The organism is Rhodobacter flavimaris (genome assembly GCF_021378075.1).
GTDB classification, from domain to species: domain Bacteria; phylum Pseudomonadota; class Alphaproteobacteria; order Rhodobacterales; family Rhodobacteraceae; genus Rhodobacter; species Rhodobacter flavimaris.
The window spans coordinates 58,967-76,724 of record NZ_JAJUOS010000001.1; the positions used below are offsets into that span (position 1 = coordinate 58,967).

Here is a 17,758-nt window from a genome sequence, read left to right on the forward strand (position 1 = left end):
GGGTAGGGTGGTCGTCAGGCGGTTTCGCCGGTGCGCCCCGCATGACCGCCCCGCCGCTGTTTCAGCTTCGGCGCGCGGTCGGGCAGTTCGGCCATGATCCGGTCGCGCTCCTCAGGCGTCATGCGCGACCAGTTGCCGATCTCATTGAGGGTGCGATAGCAGCCCACGCAGATCTTCTCGACCGGGTGGACCGAGCACAGCTTGATGCAGGGGCTTTCGATCTCGGCCCGCTTCCAGATCCGGTCGGTATTGGCGGGGACGTTCTCAGACATTCGAGGCCCTCAGATGCGCCAGGCGATCCAGCGCCCCTTGCAGGATAAACCCGGCAGCGACATGGTCGATCACCTCGGCGCGACGCTTTCGCGACATATCCGCCTCCAGCATCGCCCGTTCGGCGGCCACCGTCGAGAGCCGCTCATCCCAGAAGCCGATGGGCAGGGGGGTCAACTTTTCGAGGTTGCGGGCAAAGGCGCGCGTCGATTGGCAGCGCGGCCCCTCGGTTCCGTCCATGTTCATCGGCAGGCCAAGGACGATCCCGGCGATCTCGCGCTCGGCCACGATCTTTAGAAGCTTTTCGGCATCAAGCGTGAATTTCTCGCGCCGGATCGTCGAGAGCGGCGATGCGACCGAGCGCAGCGTGTCCGAGACCGCAACGCCGATCGTCTTGGTGCCAAGATCGAGCCCCGCCACCGCGCCAAAGCGGGGCAGGGCCGCGAAGAACTCCTCGATGGTGGCGCAGATCAATTGGCCACCCCGGCGGCCTGCGCGGCGCCCGCGATCACTGACAGCGCGGCCTCATCGCCCGCAAGCGCGGCTTGGGCCTTGGCATAGACCTCGGCGGCGCGCTCGGTCTGGCCAAGCGTGGCAAGCGAGGAAATCGCGCGCGCCCACTGGCTGGCGTCGCCGCCCTCAGTCTCCAACCGCTCGACCAGACCGTTGACCATGTTGGCGATCATGTCCTGACGCTCTTCGGGGGTCATGTCCGAGGCCGATTGCATCTGCTCGTCGGTCAGCGCCGGGCCGCGCATCGGCGCGCCACCGGCCATCGGGGCCACATCGCCCTCGGCGGCGGAGCGGATCATTTCGAGATCTTCCGGGTGCTCGGCAAAGCGGCTTTGCGCCTCGCCCCAGATCGCCTGTGCGCGGTCTTCCTCGCCCAGCATCCGCAGCGACGAGATCAGCTTGGCCCAGTCTGCGGCGGGGCCGCCCTCACTGGCCAGACGGTCGTTGAGCTGCTCGACCATGCCACGGATCATCTGCTGGCGGTCTTCGGGCGACATTTCCGCCGCGGCCTGCATGTCGGCGGCCGAGGGGCCACGGCCACCGGGAGCCGGCATCTCGTAGCGCGTCTCGCCGGCGATCCAGGCGAGGTTCTCGATATTGGCCGTGATCGCGGGAACCCAGGGCGCCTGTGCCGGACCATCGCGCAGCAGCGCATCCCAGATGCGGAAGGCGCGGTCGCCGCGGCCATTTTGCGCCATCATCAGACCGATATAATAGCGCGACAGGCCATCGGCCGGGTCCATCTCAAGCGCCTTGGCAAAGTTCTCCTCGGCCTCCTTGGTCACCAGACCGCCCGCGGCGACGACCATGTATTCGCCCAGGTCGGCATAGTCCTGCGCGCGCGCCTTGTCGCCGAGAACCTCGACGAGGTGCTTCTTGGTTTCCCAACCCGCGCGGTAATTGCCCAGGCTCATCTCGTTACGCGCCAGAAGCGCAAGGCCTTCGGGGTCGTCGGGGCGCTCGGCCACGGCCTTGCGCAGGCGCTCCATCAGTTCAAGAAACTGCGGATCGGGCTGCGCCTGGTCGGCCTGCGCGGCGGCGGCCTGCTTTTCCGCGTCGTCCTGCGAGGGGCGCGAGTCGTAAAGCTCATTGGCGATTTCGAAGCGTTCCTTGATCGGCTGATCGGGGTAACCCGCCGCGCCAAGGCGCTGATAGATGTAGAACGACGCGCCCATGATCGCGCCAAGCACAAGGATGATCGCCATCGTGGCGCCCTTGGGGGCCTCGCGGCTGAGCTGTTCGGTTTGCACGGCGCGGTCGGCCTCGAGCATCCGGCGCGAGATTTCCACGCGGGTGCGCTCGGCCTCGTCCTTGGTGATCACGCCGCGGGCCAGATCCTTGTCAAGATCGCGCAGCTGGTCGCGATAGACCTGCACGTCATAGGCCGAGGCAGGTGCTTCAGCCGCGTGGCGGCGCACGAGGGCAAGGACGAAAAGCAGCGCGATAAGCGCCACAAGGGCGGCGGTAAGGGTCCAGAACAGCATAACGTCTCCTGTGTCTGCCCCCATTTAGGCTGGATAGGCCGGGCAAGAAAGGGCCAAGCGCCAAGATGGTGCGCCTTGTCGCAGGCGCATGTCGTATTTTTCCCGCAATTGCCGCTTGGGGGTGGCTTTTGGGCGGGGGGGCGGTCCATCAATAGGACGAATGATGGGGCCTTGCGGATTCGCGCCCGTCCGGAATGCGTGCCGAAGGAGTGAACATGGCTTTGAGACGCTACTCGATGTTTGCCGTTGCGCGAGAGGCCTTGCGCTTCCACGCCGGATGGGAACGCGCCTGGCAAAGCCCTGCGCCGAAAAAACGCTACGATGTGGTCATCGTCGGCGCGGGCGGCCACGGTCTGGCGACGGCCTATTACCTTGGCAAGGTCCATGGGATCACCAATGTCGCGGTGATTGAGAAGGGTTGGCTGGGCGGTGGCAACACCGGGCGCAACACCACCATCATCCGCTCGAACTACCTGCAGGACCCCTCGGCGGCGATCTACGAAAAAGCGCGCTCGCTTTACGAGGATCTGAGCCAGGATCTGAACTACAACGTCATGTTCTCGCCGCGTGGCCTGCTGATGCTGGCCCAGTCCGAGCATGAGATGCGCGGCTACAAGCGCACGGTCTATGCCAACAATCTGCAAGGGGTCGAGACGCGCTGGATCACGCCCTCAGAGGTCAAGGACCTGGTGCCGATCGTCAATATCGACGGGCCGCGCTACCCGGTTCTGGGCGCGCTTTATCAGGAACGCGGTGGCACCGCGCGCCATGACGCCGTGGCTTGGGGCTATGCTCGGGCGTGCTCGGCCATGGGGATGGACATCATCCAGCAATGCGAAGTGACCGGTGTGCGCACCGCGAACGGCAAGGTGCAGGGCGTCGAGACCACCAAGGGCTCGATCGACTGCGGCAAGCTGGCCATCGTCGTTGCGGGCCATTCGAGCGTGCTGGCCGAGATGGCGGGCTTCCGCCTGCCGATCGAGTCGATGGCGCTGCAAGCCTGGGTGTCCGAGCCGATCAAACCCTGCATGGACGTCGTTGTCATGGCGAACCTCGTGCATGGCTACATGAGCCAGTCCGACAAGGGCGAGATGGTTATTGGCGGCGGCACCGACGGATTCAATAACTACACGCAGCGCGGCTCGTGGCACCATGTCGAGGAAACCACCCGTGCCCTGATCGAGACCTTCCCGATCATCTCGCGCCTCAAGATGCTGCGCCAGTGGGGCGGGATCGTGGACATGACCGGCGACCGCTCGCCCATCCTGTCGAAAACGCCGGTCGAGAACGTCTTCGTCAACTGCGGCTGGGGCACGGGCGGCTTCAAGTCGATCCCCGGCTCGGGTTGGGCAATGGCCGAACTGGTCGCCAAGGGCGAGCCGGGCCCGCTGGCCGCCGACTTCGGGCTGAACCGCTTCAAGGAAGGCCGCTTCATCGACGAATCCGTCGCGGCGGGGGTGGCGCATTGACCCGTCTTCGCTTCGCATCGCTCCACGATCTTGCGGACGCCATGCCGTCCGCTTCCCGAAAGGCCCTCTGACATGCTGACACTCACCTGTCCCTATTGCGGCGTGACCGTCGAGGAAACCGAACTCGCCCCCGGCGGCGAGGCGCATCTGAAGCGCTTCGGGCCGGGCGCGTCCGACGAGGACTTCGAAGGCTATCTCTTCGCGCGCAAGAACCCCAAGGGCGTCCACTTCGAGCGCTGGCGCCATGCCTATGGCTGCGGAAAGTGGTTCCTGGCGGCGCGCTGCACCGCTACGCTTGAGGTCTTCGGCACCTATCCGGCGCAGACGACCGAGCCTCCGGCCGAGCTGATCGCGAAAATCAATGAGAAACGACCGAACTGGGGGGGCTGGAAATGAGCACGCGTCTCGCAAAAGGCGGCCGGCTGATCGACCGCGCCAAACCGCTCAACTTCACCTTCAACGGCAAGCCCATGCGCGGCTATGCGGGCGACACGCTCGCCTCGGCGCTGCTGGGTGCCGGTCAGGTCATGCTCGGGCGTTCGTTCAAGTATCACCGTCCGCGCGGCCTTGTGGCCAGCGGCGCGGAAGAGCCGAACGCTCTGGTCAACCTTGGCCGCAACAACCGTCACGAGCCCGACCAGCGCACCACCACCACCGAACTGTTCGAGGGCGCCGAGGCGACCAGCCAGAACCACTGGCCGTCGCTGGAATTCGATGTGGGCGCGATCAACGACACCTTCTATCGGTTCCTGCCGGCGGGCTTCTATTACAAGACCTTCATGGCGCCGCGCTTCGCCTGGAAACATGTGTTCGAGCCGATCATCCGCCAGTCGGCGGGTCTGGGTGCTGCGCCGAAAGAGGCCGACCCGGATCGCTACGAGCAGGCCTATGACTATTGCGACGTGCTCGTCGTCGGCGGGGGCGTGGCAGGCCTTGCCGCAGCCCTGACCGAGGCGCGCGCGGGCAAGCGCGTGATCGTGATGGAGCAGACCGCGCATTGGGGCGGCCGCGCCCCGGTCGATGGCGGCCAGATCGACGGTCAGGAGCCCGAAGCCTGGGTTGCAGCAGCGGTTGAAACGCTGTCGGGCATGGCCAATGTGCGCCTTATGCTGCGCACCATGGCGGCGGGTCTGCATGACCATGGCTATGCGATCGGCTATCAGTCGGTGGGCGAGCACGCAGCCGATGGCCGTCCGCGTCATCGCCTGTGGCGCGTGCGCGCGGGCCTCACCATCACTGCAAGCGGCGCGATCGAGCGCCCGATCGCCTTCTCGGGCAACGATGTGCCCGGCGTGATGCTGGCCTCGGCGGTGCGCGACTACATCGTGAACTGGGCCGTCAGCCCCGGCGACCGCGTCGTCGTGGTGACCAATAACGACGACGCCTATCGCACGGCGCTTGCGGTGCAGGCCGCGGGCCTCACGGTCCCCGCCATCATCGACGCACGCGAAGCCGCGACGGGCGAGTTGCCGGAACTGGCGCGCGCCCGCGGTATCAAGGTGATGACCGGGCGCGGCGTGGCCAAGGTGCTCGGCCGCAAGTCGGTCACCGGCGTTGAGATCTGCGCCCAGGCGGGCGAGGGCGGGGTGATCGAGACCGTCGCCTGCGACTGCGTCGCCATGTCGGGCGGCTGGTCGCCGGTCGTTCACCTTTGGAGCCATTGCGGCGGCAAGCTCGTGTGGGACGACGCAGCGGCGATGTTCCGCCCCGATGCCGCCCGCCCGCCGACCGGCGCGGCAGGCGAACCGCTGGCCCGCGTGGTCGGTGCCGCGAACGGCCTGCTGCAACTCGGCACGATCATGGACGAGGCGGGCATCCCCGCCGTGTCCGAGGTCGAGGCGCCCCTCCTGCCGGTCTGGGTCATGCCCGCCGGCGCGAAGGAGAAGCTCAAGTTCAAGGCCTTCCTCGATTACCAGAACGACGTGAAGGTTTCGGACGTTCAGCTGGCCGCCCGTGAAGGCTATGAGAGCGTCGAGCACACCAAGCGCTACACCACGCTCGGGATGGCCTCGGATCAGGGTAAGCTGAGCAACATCAACGGCCTGGCGATCCTTTCGGATGCGCTTGGGCGGCCGATCCCGGTGACCGGGACGACCACCTTCCGCCCGCCCTACACGCCGATCAGCTTCGGTGCCGTCACCGGCGAGGCGCGGGGAGAGCTGTTCCAGCCGCTGCGCCGCACGCCGATGCACGGCTGGCACGAGGCCAAGGGCGCGCATTGGGAACCCGTGGGCCTATGGCGCCGTCCTTATTGCTACCCGAAAGCCGGGGAAAGCCACCGCACCGCCGTCAACCGCGAGATCGTCAACACCCGCACCAATGTGGGTCTGCTCGATGCCTCGACGCTTGGCAAGATCGTAGTGAAGGGGCCGGACGCGGGGCGCTTCCTCGACATGCTCTACACCAACATGATGTCGAACCTTGGCGTGGGCAAATGCCGCTACGGTCTGATGTGCAACGAGAACGGCTTCCTGAGCGATGACGGCGTTGTCGTGCGTCTCTCCGAAGATACCTGGCTGTGCCACACGACCTCGGGCGGGGCCGACCGGATCCACGGCTGGATGGAAGACTGGCTGCAATGCGAGTGGTGGGACTGGAAGGTCTATACCGCCAACCTGACCGAGCAATATGCACAGGTCGCGGTCGTCGGCCCGAAGGCGCGGATGCTGCTTGAAAAACTTGGCGGGATGGATGTCTCGAAAGAGGCGCTGCCCTTCATGACCTATGCCGAGGGCACGCTTGGCGGCTTCCCGGTTCGGGTGTTCCGCATCTCCTTCTCGGGCGAGCTGAGCTACGAGATTGCCGTGCCCGCGAATATGGGTCTGGCCTTCTGGGAGGCGCTGAACGCCGCGGGCGAAGAGTTCGGCGTGATGCCCTATGGCACCGAGGGGCTGCACGTCATGCGCGCCGAGAAGGGCTTTATCATGATCGGCGACGAGACTGACGGCACCGTGATCCCGCAGGATCTGGGCCTTGGCTGGGCGATCTCGAAGAAGAAGGAAGACTACCTGGGCAAGCGCGCGCAGGAACGCAGCTATATGACCGATCCGAAGCGCTGGAAGCTTGTGGGCCTTGAGACGCTCGACGGCTCGGTGCTGCCCGATGGGGTCTATGCCGTGGCCGAAGGGCATAACGCAAACGGCCAGCGCAACACCCAGGGGCGCGTGACCTCGACCTACTATTCGCCCATGCTCAAGCGCGGGATCGCGATGGGGCTGGTGCTTAACGGACCCGACCGGATGGGCGAGGTACTCGAGTTCCCCGGTGACAAGGGGGCCGTGTTCAAGGCGAAGATCGTGGACCCGGTCTTCTACGACAAGGAAGGGGAGAAGGCCAATGTCTGAGGCAATCAGCGCACTCAAGGGCGCCAGCCACACGGGCTTTGCCACCGTCGCCGAGGCGGGTCTGACCGGGATGATCTCGATCCGGGCTGACCTGACGTCGAAGGCACTGGCAAAGGCTCTGAAAGGGCTCGGTCTTGCCACCCCAGACCAGCGCAAGGTCGTCTCGTCCGAGGGGCGCAGCGTCGCCTGGATGAGCCCGGATGAGCTATTGCTCATCTGCACCTACGAAGAGGCGCCGGGCCTGAGCCAGTCACTGAGCGACGCCCTGGCGAAAGAGCATTCGCTGGTCACCAACGTATCGGACGCGCGGGCGATGTTCACCATCTCGGGCGAGAAGGGCGACGAGGTGGTGATGAAGCTTTGCCCCGTCGATTTCGCGACGTTCCCCGAGGGAGAGATGCGCCGAACCCGTGCAGCACAGGTCGCCGCCGCGCTCTGGCGCTCGGGTCCGCAGGAGATAAGCGTGATCTGCTTCCGCTCGGTTGCGGCCTATATGCTCGGGCTTCTTGAGGTCTCTTCCCGAAAGGGTGGCGAGATTTTCTGAGGCGACAGGGGGCGCTGCCCCCTCGCGGCCAAGGCCGCTCACCCCCGGGATATTTGCGCCACGTTGAAGGGCTGGGTTGGCTCTTCAATGTGGAGAAAATATCCTCGGGGGGTGAATTGCCCGGATACGGGCAAGAGGGGGGCAGACAGCCCCCCTTCTTCTTTGTGCCAAAACCTTCTGGCGGATGTGTGCAAGCGCCCTTGACCTCGGGGTTCCGCGCGCTTCTATAGGGGTAACGCTAACTGCACGCGAGAGGACAAGAAAATGGCTTTTGAACTTCCCGATCTTCCCTATGCCCATGATGCGCTTGCCGGGCTTGGCATGTCGAAGGAGACGCTCGAGTATCACCACGACCTGCACCACAAGGCTTATGTCGATAACGGCAACAAGCTGATCGCGGGCACCGAGTGGGAAGGCAAGTCGCTCGAAGAGATCGTCAAGGGCACCTACCAGGCGGGCGCTGTTGCGCAGAACGGCATTTTCAACAACGCCTCGCAGCATTGGAACCACGCCCAGTTCTGGGAAATGATGGGGCCGGGCGGCAAGGCAATGCCGGGCGAGCTGGAGAAGGCGCTGGTTGAATCCTTCGGCTCGGTCGCCAAGTTCAAGGACGATTTCGCCGCCGCGGGCGCGGGTCAGTTCGGTTCGGGCTGGTGCTGGCTGGTCAAGGACACCGACGGCGCGCTGAAGGTTACCAAGACCGAGAACGGCGTGAACCCGCTTTGCTTCGGCCAGACCGCGCTTCTCGGCTGTGACGTGTGGGAGCATTCCTACTACATCGACTTCCGCAACAAGCGCCCGGCTTACCTCACCAACTTCCTTGAGATGCTGGTGAACTGGGAGAACGTCGCCTCGCGCATGTAATTGCGAGCGCATGAGCTTTCGGGCCCGTCGGAGCGATCCGGCGGGCCTTTTTCAATGTCCTGCGGCAGATCGTCCGGGCTGGCTAAAAACTTCCTGCCTGCGACCCTATATTAAACAGTGCGAGACAAGAGGAGGTTGTCATGCTGCTTTCCAAGGGAATTTGGGTTGTCGTCGCGGATTCGGAGAAAGCCTTGGTCCTGTGTAATGAGGGGACCGGGCGGGAGCCGCTTCTGGCATTTGTACGCCGTGAAGAGGCGCCGGAGGTCATCATCGCGTCCGATGCGCCGGGGCGGCGCGCAGATGTTGGGCAGGGCCAGCGCTCGGCGATGGAAGTGCCCGATTACACGCGTTTGAATGCCGAAACCTTCATGGCGGATTTGGCCGACGATCTGGCGCGCGCGCAGCGGCGCGGCGCATTCGAGAAGTTGGTCCTTGTGGCGCCGCCGCAGGTTCTGGGCGCGTTGCGCGATGTGCTGAGCGAGGGTCTGGCGGCTCATGTCGTGGCAGAGATCGACAAGACGCTGACCAAGCACCCCCTGGCCGAGATCGGCAAGATCGTCGCGGCGGATATCGACGCGCTTTGACCTAGGGTAAGCACGGCCGCCCCTTTCCTTTACCGGCGCTTTCGGTCAGCGTGGCGCCGAACGGGTAGGGGCGGTTCATGCGAGATCAGGTCAAGGGCTTCTGGGCGCTGCTATTCGCCTGCGTGGTGTGGGGGCTCTCGGGGCTTTACTACAAGCAATTGGCCGCCGTTCCGCCGCTTGAGGTGCTTGCGCATCGGACGCTTTGGTCGCTGGTGTTCTTCGGTGCCGTCTTGGCGGTTCAGGGCAGGCTCGGCACCGTTCGACTTGCGCTACGTGGGCGTAACCTGCTGACTTTGCTTGTTTCCGCGATCATGATCTCGACGAATTGGTTCGGGTTTATCTGGTCGGTGCAGAACGGGCGCGCGCTTGAGGCGAGCCTCGGCTACTACATCTTCCCGCTTGTCGCGGTGGGCCTTGGCGTTGTCGTCATGCGCGAGGCGATGACCCGGGCGCAGACGCTGGCCGTGATGATCGCGGCTTGTGCGGTTTTGTATCTGACCTGGGGCATCGGTGCGCCGCCCTGGATCGCGCTGATGCTGGCAGGGACCTTCGGCGCCTATGGGCTGATCAAGAAGCGCCTGGACGTGGGGCCGGTGGTCTCGGTCGCCGCCGAGGTGATTCTGCTGGCGCCACTGGCGCTGACGCTGCTTTTAGGGCTGCATTACGGCTGGGCTGGGGCCACGCCGGGGTCGGGGGCGTTTGGGTCGGACTGGCGCACAAGCCTTTTGCTGGCGTTTTCAGGTGTGCTGACCGGCGGCCCGCTGGTCCTGTTTTCCTATGCCGCGCGGCGGGTTCGGATGGCGACACTGGGGCTGGTTCAATACCTCAATCCGACCTTGCAGCTGTCGGTCGCGGTGATCGCGTTTCACGAACCCGTCACGCAGTGGCACGCGGTCGCGCTGCCGCTGATCTGGCTTGCGCTAGGGATCTATTCGCTGACACTGCTGCGCCGCGGGTAGGTTTAGCTCAGCGCGGTGGACAGCGCGGATTCGAGTGCCGAAACATCCTCGGCCCAGATCAGCATCTCAGCCAGTGAGCGGTCGGCGAAGCCTTCGCCAACCATATGCTCGATCGCGGTCTTGATCGGGTTCCAGTAGCCCTCGGTGTTCAGGATGAAGATCGGCTTTTCATGCAGGCCGATCTGGCGCCAGGTGAGCACCTCGAACAGCTCGTCCAGCGATCCCGCGCCGCCCGGCAGGACGACGATGGCATCCGAGTTCATGAACATGACCTTTTTGCGCTCATGCATGTTCTCGGTGACGATGAAGGTGGACAGGTCGCGCTTGCCGACCTCGCGCTGGAACAGGTGGATCGGGATCACGCCGAAGGTGGTGCCGCCTGCCAGTTGGGCCGCGCGGGCGACCTCACCCATCAGGCCCACATCGCCTGCGCCATAGACCAGCCGCCAGCCGCGCGTGGCAAGCATCGTGCCGGTGGCCCTTGCGGCCTCGGCATAGGCGGGGCGGCTGCCGTGGCGCGAGCCGCAAAAGACGCAGATCGAGGGCTGGTGGGACATCAAAGCACCTTTCGTGCTGAACTGCATGACGGGTGCAGCGAATTGTTGTTAGGTGATAGCGGCTTGGCTAAGGTTGCTCAAGTCATGCGGCGCAAGATCGCATCGGAACGAGGGGAACTGGGATGAAAAACGTCGAATCGGGGCAAGAGCCGGTCGCAGCAAAGGCTGGCTCGGGTCTGGGCGGGGCGATGTTGGGCGGCATTTCCGCGCTCGCATTGCTGGCCGTTCTGGCGGGCTATTGGGTGCTGCGCGATCCGCCGCAGGCGCCGGCGCCCGTCGCGCAGGTGCCTGAACCCGCGCAGCCGGAGCCTGCGGCAGAGCCCGCGCCTGAAACTCAGGTCGTAGTTGCCGAACCCGAGGCGCAGCCTGCGTCGGAACCGACCCAACCTGTCGCAGAGCCTGCGCCCGCGCCCGTCGCCAGCCTTGATCAGTTCCGCGCGGCCCCCGACGGCGCGCTGACGCTGGCGGGGCGGGTCGAGCCGGGCGCTAAGGTGGAGGTTCTGCTCGATGGTGCCGTCGTCGATACCGTGACCGCCGAGCCGGGTGGCAGCTTTGCCTCGGTCGTGCTGGCCGACCCGTCGGCCGATCCGCGCCAGCTGAGCGTGCGCGTGACTGGTGCCGATGGTGTGGCCCGCGAGGGTGAGGAAAGCGTGACCGTTGCGCCGAGCGCGGAGGCCGTGGCGCAGGCGGCCGAGGCCGAGGGCACCTCGGAGGCGGCCGTCGCCGACCAGGTCAGTGCTGCCGAGGCGCTGGCGCAGGCGCCGCTGGTGACCGACGATCAGGGCGCGCGCGTTCTGGCCGAGGCCAGCGTCGATCTGTCCATCGATACCGTGTCCTTCGATGCGGGTGACCAGATCGCGATCAGCGGACGCGGTGCGCCCGCTGGGGCGCTTTTGCGTGCCTATATCGACAATGCCGAGGCAGGCTTGATCCAGGCCGGAACCGAGGGCGACTGGCGTATGGTGCTTCCGGCGGGTGCACCGGGCCAGCATGTCCTGCGCATCGACGCGCTTGATGTGGATGGCAAGGTTCTGGCGCGCGCCGAAACCAGCTATGACCGCGTCGCCCCCGAAGCACTTGCCGCGGCCGATGGCGCCAAGCCCAAGGGCGGCACCCGCATGATCACGATTGAGCCGGGTAACACGCTTTGGGCCATCGCGCGTGAGAATTATGGCGACCCCTATCTTTACGTCCGTCTCTTCGAGGCGAACCGCGATCAGATCCGCGATCCGGACCTGATCTATCCCGGGCAGGTCTTCGAGATCCCCGAATAGGGCTGGACTCTGACGGTTTCCGGCTTAGGTTTTGCCCGCCCGGTTGGGATCATCCCGAACCGGGCGTCGCATTTCAGGACCAGTCGAAAGGTTTTCCCCCATGGCGCCTTCCCAGATCACCGTCGCGGGCAAAGTCAGCGCGAACGAGCGTGCGCGTGGCTGGCGCACGATCCGCTCGGTCGCGCCCTACCTGTGGCCGGATGCGCACCCTTGGGTGAAACAGCGCGTCGTGATCGCACTTAGCCTGCTGGTCATGGCCAAGGTGATCTCGGTCGCGACCCCGTTCCTTTACAAGGCTGCGGTGGACAGCCTTGCCGGCACCGCGCGGGCCGAGGGCTGGCTTTTGCCGCTTGGCGCAGTGGCGCTGACGGTCGCCTATGGCGTGGCGCGAATGGCCTCGGTCGGCTTTGGGGAATTGCGCGATGCGGTGTTTGTGCGGGTTGCGCAGCGCGCGCTGCGGCAACTGGCGCTGGAGACCTTCGAGCATATCCACCGCCTTTCGATGCGCTACCACATCACCCGCAAGACAGGCGGGCTCAGCCGGATCATCGAGCGCGGCGTCAAGGGCGTCGAGTTCCTGCTGCGCTTCATGCTGTTCTCGGTCGGGCCGCTGATCCTGGAACTGACGATGGTGGCGGTGCTCTTCGCGGTACTCTTCGATTGGCGCTATGCGGCTGTGGTGGTCGTGACGATCGTTGCCTACGTGACCTATACGTTCAAGGTGACCGAATGGCGCGTCGCGATCCGGCGCAAGATGAACGAGGCCGACACGCAGGCCAATCAGAAGGCTATCGACAGCCTGCTGAACTTCGAAACCGTCAAGTATTTCGGCGCCGAGTCGCGCGAGGCGCGGCGCTATGACGCCTCTATGGCGGGCTATGAGAAGATGGCGGTCAAGACCGGCCAAAGCCTCGCGATCCTGAACTTTGGCCAGAGCCTGATCATCTCGGTCGGGCTGATCGCGGTCATGGTCATGGCGGCCATCGAGGTGCAGTCGGGCAAGCTGACCGTAGGCGATTTCGTCATGGTGCAGGCCTATATGATCCAGATCACCATGCCGCTTGGCTTCCTTGGCACGGTCTATCGCGAAATCCGGCAGGCACTGGTGGACATGGGCGAGATGTTCGACCTGTTGCACCAACCCGCCGAGATCAACGACAAGCCCGGCGCCCCCGACTTGCGCGTGCCCGGCGGCGCGATCGAGTTTGACGAGGTGAAATTCGCCTACGACGCGGCGCGGCCGATCCTCAAGGGGATCTCGCTCAAGGTGCAGGCGGGGCAGACCGTGGCGCTGGTGGGACCTTCGGGCTCGGGGAAGTCGACCATCGGGCGGCTCATGTTCCGCTTTTATGATGTGACCGGCGGGTCGATCCGCATCGACGGGCAGGATCTGCGCGACATCACCCAGACCAGTCTGCACGACGCGATCGGCGTGGTGCCGCAGGACACCGTGCTGTTCAACGACACCATCGGTTACAACATCGCCTATGGCCGCGCGGATGCCACGCAAGACGAGATCATCGCCGCCGCCAAGGCCGCGAAGATCCACGATTTCGTCATGAGCTTGCCCGAGGGATATGAAACGACGGTGGGCGAGCGCGGGCTGAAGCTTTCGGGTGGCGAGAAGCAGCGCGTGGGTATTGCGCGCACGCTTCTCAAGAACCCGCCGATCCTGCTGCTGGACGAGGCGACCTCGGCCCTTGATACGCAGACCGAGCGTGACATCCAGGTCAGCCTCAAGGCGATGGGCGAGGGGCGCACGGTGATCTCGATCGCGCACCGCCTCAGCACGATTGTCGATGCGGACCGTATCGTGGTGCTCGAACAGGGCGAAATCGTCGAGGAAGGCCGCCACGAGGAGCTTTTGGCCCATGGCGGGCGCTACGCCGCGATGTGGGCACGTCAGGGCGGCGAGGAATATCTGCTGCGCAACTCGGTGCGCCAGCTCGAAGAGGATGGCGAGGCGGAACCTTCCGATATGCGCCATCGTGCCCCCCATACCTGGACGACCTGAGCGCCGCGGCATCCCCCGGGCTGGCCTTGGCAATGGCCTTGGAACTGTATAAGAAAACCGCAAACCGATAGGGGAGCCGCCTGTGGACGAGACCGACAGCTTTATCGAGGAAGTCACCGAAGAGGTCCGCCGCGACAAGCTCTTTGCCGCCATGCGCAAGTATGGCTGGATCGGGGTCGTGGCGATCCTGGGGATTGTCGGCGGAGCGGCCTATACCGAGTGGAGCAAGGCCAAGGCGCGCAATCAGGCCGAGGGCTTCGGCGATGCGCTGCTTGCGGCGGTGGAATCCGATGATCCGGCGGCAGCACTTGCGGCGATTCAGGCCGATGGCAGCCGTGCGGCGCTGGCACAGCTGATGCTGGCCGGTCAGCAGGCCGAGGCGGGCAATGCCGAGGGCGCGCTGGCGGCCTATCGCGCCGTTGCGGCGAATGCCGCGGCTCCGGCCAGCCTGCGCGAACTGGCACGCTTCAAGGCGCTTGGCGTTGCGGGCGACGCGATGAGCGCCGAGGAACGCGCAGCCGAGTTGAGCGCGCTTGCGCAACCGGGCGCGCCTTATCGCCTGTTGGCGCTCGAGGCGCAGGCCGAGGCCGCCGCGACGGCGGGCGATCCCGAACAGGCGATTTCGCTGGCCAAGCAAATCCTTGCCGAGGCAGGGGTCACGCCGGGCTTGCAACAGCGCGCGACTGAGTTGATTGTGGCGCTTGGGGGCGATCCGGCGGAGCAGTGACCGGAAACCTCGGACCGGGTCGAATGGCCGTGTCCAAATGATGCGAGGGCAGGGGGATGAAAGCGGTGAAGCTGATCCGGGGAATGGCCGTGCTTGGCATGGCGGCGTTGGTGACCGGTTGCGAAAAGGAGCTGATCCTTGAGGGCGACCGGATTGACCCGCGCGATGTGCTGAGCCAGAGCGCAGCCGATGCGCCGCTCGCGGTTTCCACGGCAATCGCACTGCCCGCGCAGCAATCGAATGCGGAATGGACCCATCGGGCCGGCAACCCGTCCCATGCGCTGATCAACCCTGTGATCGGCGGTGGCTCGGCGCGCGTCTGGTCGGCCGCGATCGGCGAGGGCGCGGGGCGCAAGCATCGCATTACTGCCGATCCGGTCGTGGGCGCGGGGCGGATCTACACGCTCGATGCGCGTGCGCAGGTCGCGGCGACGGGTCTGAATGGTGCGGCGCTCTGGAAGGCCGATCTGACGCCGCCGGCGGACAATGCCGACGATGCCTCGGGTGGCGGTCTGGCCTATGCGGACGGGCAGGTTTACGTCACTACCGGTTTTGGCGAGCTGGTCGCGCTGGACGCGGCCTCGGGCGCGGTGAAGTGGCGCCAGAAATTCGATGCCGCAATTGGCGGCGCACCGACCGTGTCGGGCGGTCTGGTCTATGTCGTGGCGCGCGATGCCTCGGCCTGGGCGATCCGCGCCACGGACGGCAAGGTGCAATGGCAGCTGCCCGGCACGCCTTCGGGCTCGGCCATGGTGGGCGTTTCGGCACCCGCGGTGAACGACCGGATGGTCGTGTTCCCGTTCTCGTCGGGCGAGATGGTCGGTGCGCTCAAGCAGGGCGGTCTGACGCTGTGGCAGGGCAAGGTTGCGGGCGCGCGGCTTGGCCGGGCCTTCGCGACGGTGACCGACCTGACCGGCGATCCGGTCATCGTGGGCGACAAGCTTTATGCGGGCTCCTCGGCGGGCAAGGTCGGCGCGTTCGACGTGAACTCGGGCGAGCGGCTCTGGACCGCGAGCGAGGGCGCGGTGTCGCCGGTGCAGGTTGCGGGCGGCTCGATCTTCCTGGTGTCGGACGAGGCGCGCCTTGTGCGTCTGGATGCGGCCACCGGCGCGACGATCTGGGCGCAGGATCTGCCCTATTTCGTCAAGGAAAAGATCAAGAAGCAGGCCAAGATCTTCGTGCATTACGGCCCGCTGCTGGCTGGCAACAAGCTATTTGTGGCTTCGACCGACGGGCTGCTGCGCAGCTTCGATCCGGAGACCGGCGCACTGCTCGGTCAGACCGAGATCCCTGGCGGCGCGGCGACCAATCCCGTTGTCGCGGGCGGCACGCTGTATGTTGTCGGCATGAATGGTCAGCTTCACGCTTTCCGTTGACGGAAAAAGGGTGTAGAGGGGCCGCTTGATCCGCCTCAGGAGGCAGAAATGAGCTTTACCCTGGCCATCGTGGGCCGCCCCAACGTCGGCAAATCGACGCTGTTCAACCGCCTTGTCGGCAAGCGCTTGGCCCTGGTCGATGACCAGCCCGGCGTGACGCGCGACCTGCGCGAAGGCGATGCGCGCCTTGGCGATCTGCGGTTCGTCGTGATCGACTCGGCTGGTCTGGAACTGGCCGAGGACGACAGCCTTCAGGGCCGGATGCGTCGCCTGACCGAACGCGCGGTGGAAGAGGCCGATGTCTGCCTTTTCCTGATCGACGCGCGCATGGGCGTGACCCCGGCCGACGAGATTTTTGCCGACATCCTGCGCCGCAAGAACGCGCATGTGATACTGGCCGCGAACAAGGCCGAGGGCAGCGCGGGCGATGCCGGCGCGCTGGAGGCCTGGTCGCTGGGTCTGGGCGAGCCGCTGCGGATCTCGGCCGAGCATGGCGAGGGTCTCGACGATCTTTACACCGTGCTCAAGCCGTTGGCCGACGAGTTCGCCGAGCGGAACGCGGCGAACATCCCCGAGGTCGATGTCGAGATCGAGGAAGGCTCGGAAGAGGAGGGCGTCTATCAGGCGCCGACCAAGCTCAAGCCGCTGCAACTGGCCGTTATCGGCCGCCCGAACGCCGGGAAATCCACGCTGATCAACAAGATCCTCGGTGAGGATCGCCTGCTGACCGGCCCCGAGGCCGGGATCACTCGCGACGCTATCTCGGTCACGACCGAGTTCATGGGTACGCCGATGCGGATCTGGGACACCGCCGGGATGCGCAAGCGCGGCAAGATCAACGACAAGCTCGAGAAGCTCTCGGTGGCCGATGGTCTGCGCGCCGTGCGCTTCGCCGAGGTGGTCGTGGTGCTACTCGACGTGAATATCCCCTTCGAAACGCAGGATCTGCGCATCGCCGACTTCGCCGAGACCGAGGGCCGTGCCGTCGTCGTCGCCGCGAACAAGTGGGATCTTGAGGAAGACAAGCCCGAGAAGCTGAAAGAACTGCGCGAGGCGTTCGAGCGCCTGCTGCCGCAGTTGAAAGGTGCGCCGCTGGTGACCGTGTCGGCCAAGACCGGCAAGGGTCTGGACCGGTTGCACAACGCGATCATGAAGGCCCATCAGGTCTGGAACCGCCGGATCTCGACCGCCAAGCTCAACCAATGGCTTTCGGCGATGACCGAGGCGCACCCGCCGCCGGCTCCGGGCGGGCGCCGCATCAAGCTGCGCTACATGACGCAGGCCAAGACTCGTCCGCCGGGCTTCGTCATCATGGCGACCCATACCGACAAGATCCCGGAAAGCTACGGGCGCTACCTGGTCAACGGGCTGCGCAACGATTTCGACATGCCGGGAACGCCGATCCGCATCTACTTCCGCGATCAGGGCAACAAGAACCCCTACAAGGATCGCAAGAAGTCGATCCCCTCGCGCCTGAAAAAGCACGTGGACGCGCGCAAGCACGAGGCGCGCAAGGGCAAGCCGGGATCTAAATCCGAAGACTAAATGAAGCCCAAGTGGTTCAAAGCGGCGCGCGCCGTGTCGCGCGCTGCCCCGTCGCAGCCAAGGATCGCGCAGTTCAGGTCGTGAATAAGCGGCGACAAGCCCTTGGTCGCGCGTAGTTTTTCGATATGAGCGGGAATCTCCGCGTCGCCAATCCGAAGGATGGCGCTGGCGGTCTCGGCGATTGCCTCTTGGTCGGTCTGCATTTCAGCCCCCCAGCCGAAGTGGACCCTCCCC

Annotated in this window: 17 protein-coding genes; 12 read left to right on the plus strand and 5 right to left on the minus strand. The window is 65.4% G+C overall.

Annotation, left to right across the window (positions count from 1 at the left end; all coding sequences use genetic code 11):
• Positions 1–14 precede the first annotated feature (14 nt).
• The 3 genes from LZA78_RS00280 to ccmI are packed head-to-tail and all read right to left on the minus strand — an operon-like array spanning position 15 to position 2,267.
• The gene (locus LZA78_RS00280; protein ID WP_233674957.1) at positions 15–272 is read right to left on the minus strand and encodes a DUF1289 domain-containing protein; all 258 of its coding nucleotides are present in this window, start codon (positions 270–272) and stop codon (positions 15–17) included.
• Positions 265–744 (minus strand): Holliday junction resolvase RuvX, encoded by a 480-nt coding sequence (gene ruvX / locus LZA78_RS00285; RefSeq protein ID WP_233674958.1) that lies wholly within the window; start codon positions 742–744, stop codon positions 265–267. The genes LZA78_RS00280 and ruvX overlap by 8 nt, the downstream gene beginning before the upstream one ends.
• Positions 741–2,267 (minus strand): c-type cytochrome biogenesis protein CcmI, encoded by a 1,527-nt coding sequence (ccmI, locus tag LZA78_RS00290; protein ID WP_233674959.1) that lies wholly within the window; start codon positions 2,265–2,267, stop codon positions 741–743. Before ccmI ends, ruvX begins: the two co-directional genes overlap by 4 nt.
• Before the next feature lie 221 nt (positions 2,268–2,488).
• Here ccmI and LZA78_RS00295 point away from each other — a divergent pair, with 221 nt between their 5' ends.
• The 7 genes from LZA78_RS00295 (at position 2,489) to rarD (ending at position 10,031) form a co-directional block, all read left to right on the plus strand.
• Positions 2,489–3,736 (plus strand): sarcosine oxidase subunit beta family protein, encoded by a 1,248-nt coding sequence (locus LZA78_RS00295; protein ID WP_233675414.1) that lies wholly within the window; start codon positions 2,489–2,491, stop codon positions 3,734–3,736.
• A gap of 72 nt (positions 3,737–3,808) precedes the next feature.
• Complete coding sequence (locus tag LZA78_RS00300) at positions 3,809–4,132, plus strand: sarcosine oxidase subunit delta (RefSeq protein ID WP_233674960.1); 324 nt, start codon at positions 3,809–3,811, stop codon at positions 4,130–4,132.
• The gene (locus tag LZA78_RS00305) at positions 4,129–7,080 is read left to right on the plus strand and encodes a sarcosine oxidase subunit alpha family protein (protein WP_233674961.1); all 2,952 of its coding nucleotides are present in this window, start codon (positions 4,129–4,131) and stop codon (positions 7,078–7,080) included. The genes LZA78_RS00300 and LZA78_RS00305 overlap by 4 nt, the downstream gene beginning before the upstream one ends.
• On the plus strand, positions 7,073–7,624 hold the full coding sequence (locus tag LZA78_RS00310; RefSeq protein ID WP_233674962.1) for a sarcosine oxidase subunit gamma: 552 nt from the start codon (positions 7,073–7,075) through the stop codon (positions 7,622–7,624). Before LZA78_RS00305 ends, LZA78_RS00310 begins: the two co-directional genes overlap by 8 nt.
• Before the next feature lie 264 nt (positions 7,625–7,888).
• Positions 7,889–8,488, plus strand: coding sequence for a superoxide dismutase (locus tag LZA78_RS00315; RefSeq protein ID WP_233674963.1), 600 nt, complete (start codon positions 7,889–7,891; stop codon positions 8,486–8,488).
• Positions 8,489–8,628: 140 nt separating this feature from the next.
• Positions 8,629–9,072, plus strand: a complete 444-nt coding sequence (locus tag LZA78_RS00320) for a baeRF12 domain-containing protein (protein WP_233674964.1) — start codon at positions 8,629–8,631, stop codon at positions 9,070–9,072.
• A gap of 77 nt (positions 9,073–9,149) precedes the next feature.
• On the plus strand, positions 9,150–10,031 hold the full coding sequence (gene rarD, locus LZA78_RS00325; protein ID WP_233674965.1) for an EamA family transporter RarD: 882 nt from the start codon (positions 9,150–9,152) through the stop codon (positions 10,029–10,031).
• Between the two features lie 2 nt (positions 10,032–10,033).
• Here rarD and LZA78_RS00330 read toward each other — a convergent pair whose 3' ends face one another.
• On the minus strand, positions 10,034–10,588 hold the full coding sequence (locus tag LZA78_RS00330) for an LOG family protein (RefSeq protein ID WP_233674966.1): 555 nt from the start codon (positions 10,586–10,588) through the stop codon (positions 10,034–10,036).
• A 122-nt stretch (positions 10,589–10,710) separates the two neighbouring features.
• On the opposite strand from LZA78_RS00330, the gene LZA78_RS00335 reads away from it, so the two are divergent.
• The 5 genes from LZA78_RS00335 to der all read left to right on the plus strand — a co-directional run bounded on the left by LZA78_RS00335 (position 10,711) and on the right by der (position 17,524).
• Entirely contained in the window at positions 10,711–11,862 is a 1,152-nt protein-coding gene (locus LZA78_RS00335) for a LysM peptidoglycan-binding domain-containing protein (protein ID WP_233674967.1), read from the plus strand.
• Positions 11,863–11,962: 100 nt separating this feature from the next.
• On the plus strand, positions 11,963–13,876 hold the full coding sequence (locus LZA78_RS00340) for an ABCB family ABC transporter ATP-binding protein/permease (RefSeq protein WP_306798946.1): 1,914 nt from the start codon (positions 11,963–11,965) through the stop codon (positions 13,874–13,876).
• Between the two features lie 82 nt (positions 13,877–13,958).
• On the plus strand, positions 13,959–14,603 hold the full coding sequence (locus LZA78_RS00345; RefSeq protein ID WP_233674968.1) for a hypothetical protein: 645 nt from the start codon (positions 13,959–13,961) through the stop codon (positions 14,601–14,603).
• A gap of 56 nt (positions 14,604–14,659) precedes the next feature.
• Positions 14,660–15,979, plus strand: a complete 1,320-nt coding sequence (locus tag LZA78_RS00350) for an outer membrane protein assembly factor BamB family protein (protein ID WP_233674969.1) — start codon at positions 14,660–14,662, stop codon at positions 15,977–15,979.
• 48 nt (positions 15,980–16,027) lie between these two features.
• Positions 16,028–17,524 (plus strand): ribosome biogenesis GTPase Der, encoded by a 1,497-nt coding sequence (gene der, locus LZA78_RS00355; protein ID WP_233674970.1) that lies wholly within the window; start codon positions 16,028–16,030, stop codon positions 17,522–17,524.
• Here the strand turns inward: der and LZA78_RS00360 are convergent.
• Entirely contained in the window at positions 17,521–17,727 is a 207-nt protein-coding gene (locus tag LZA78_RS00360; RefSeq protein ID WP_233674971.1) for a hypothetical protein, read from the minus strand. The two genes, der and LZA78_RS00360, sit on opposite strands and share 4 nt — an antisense overlap.
• Between the last annotated feature and the right edge of the window lie 31 nt (positions 17,728–17,758).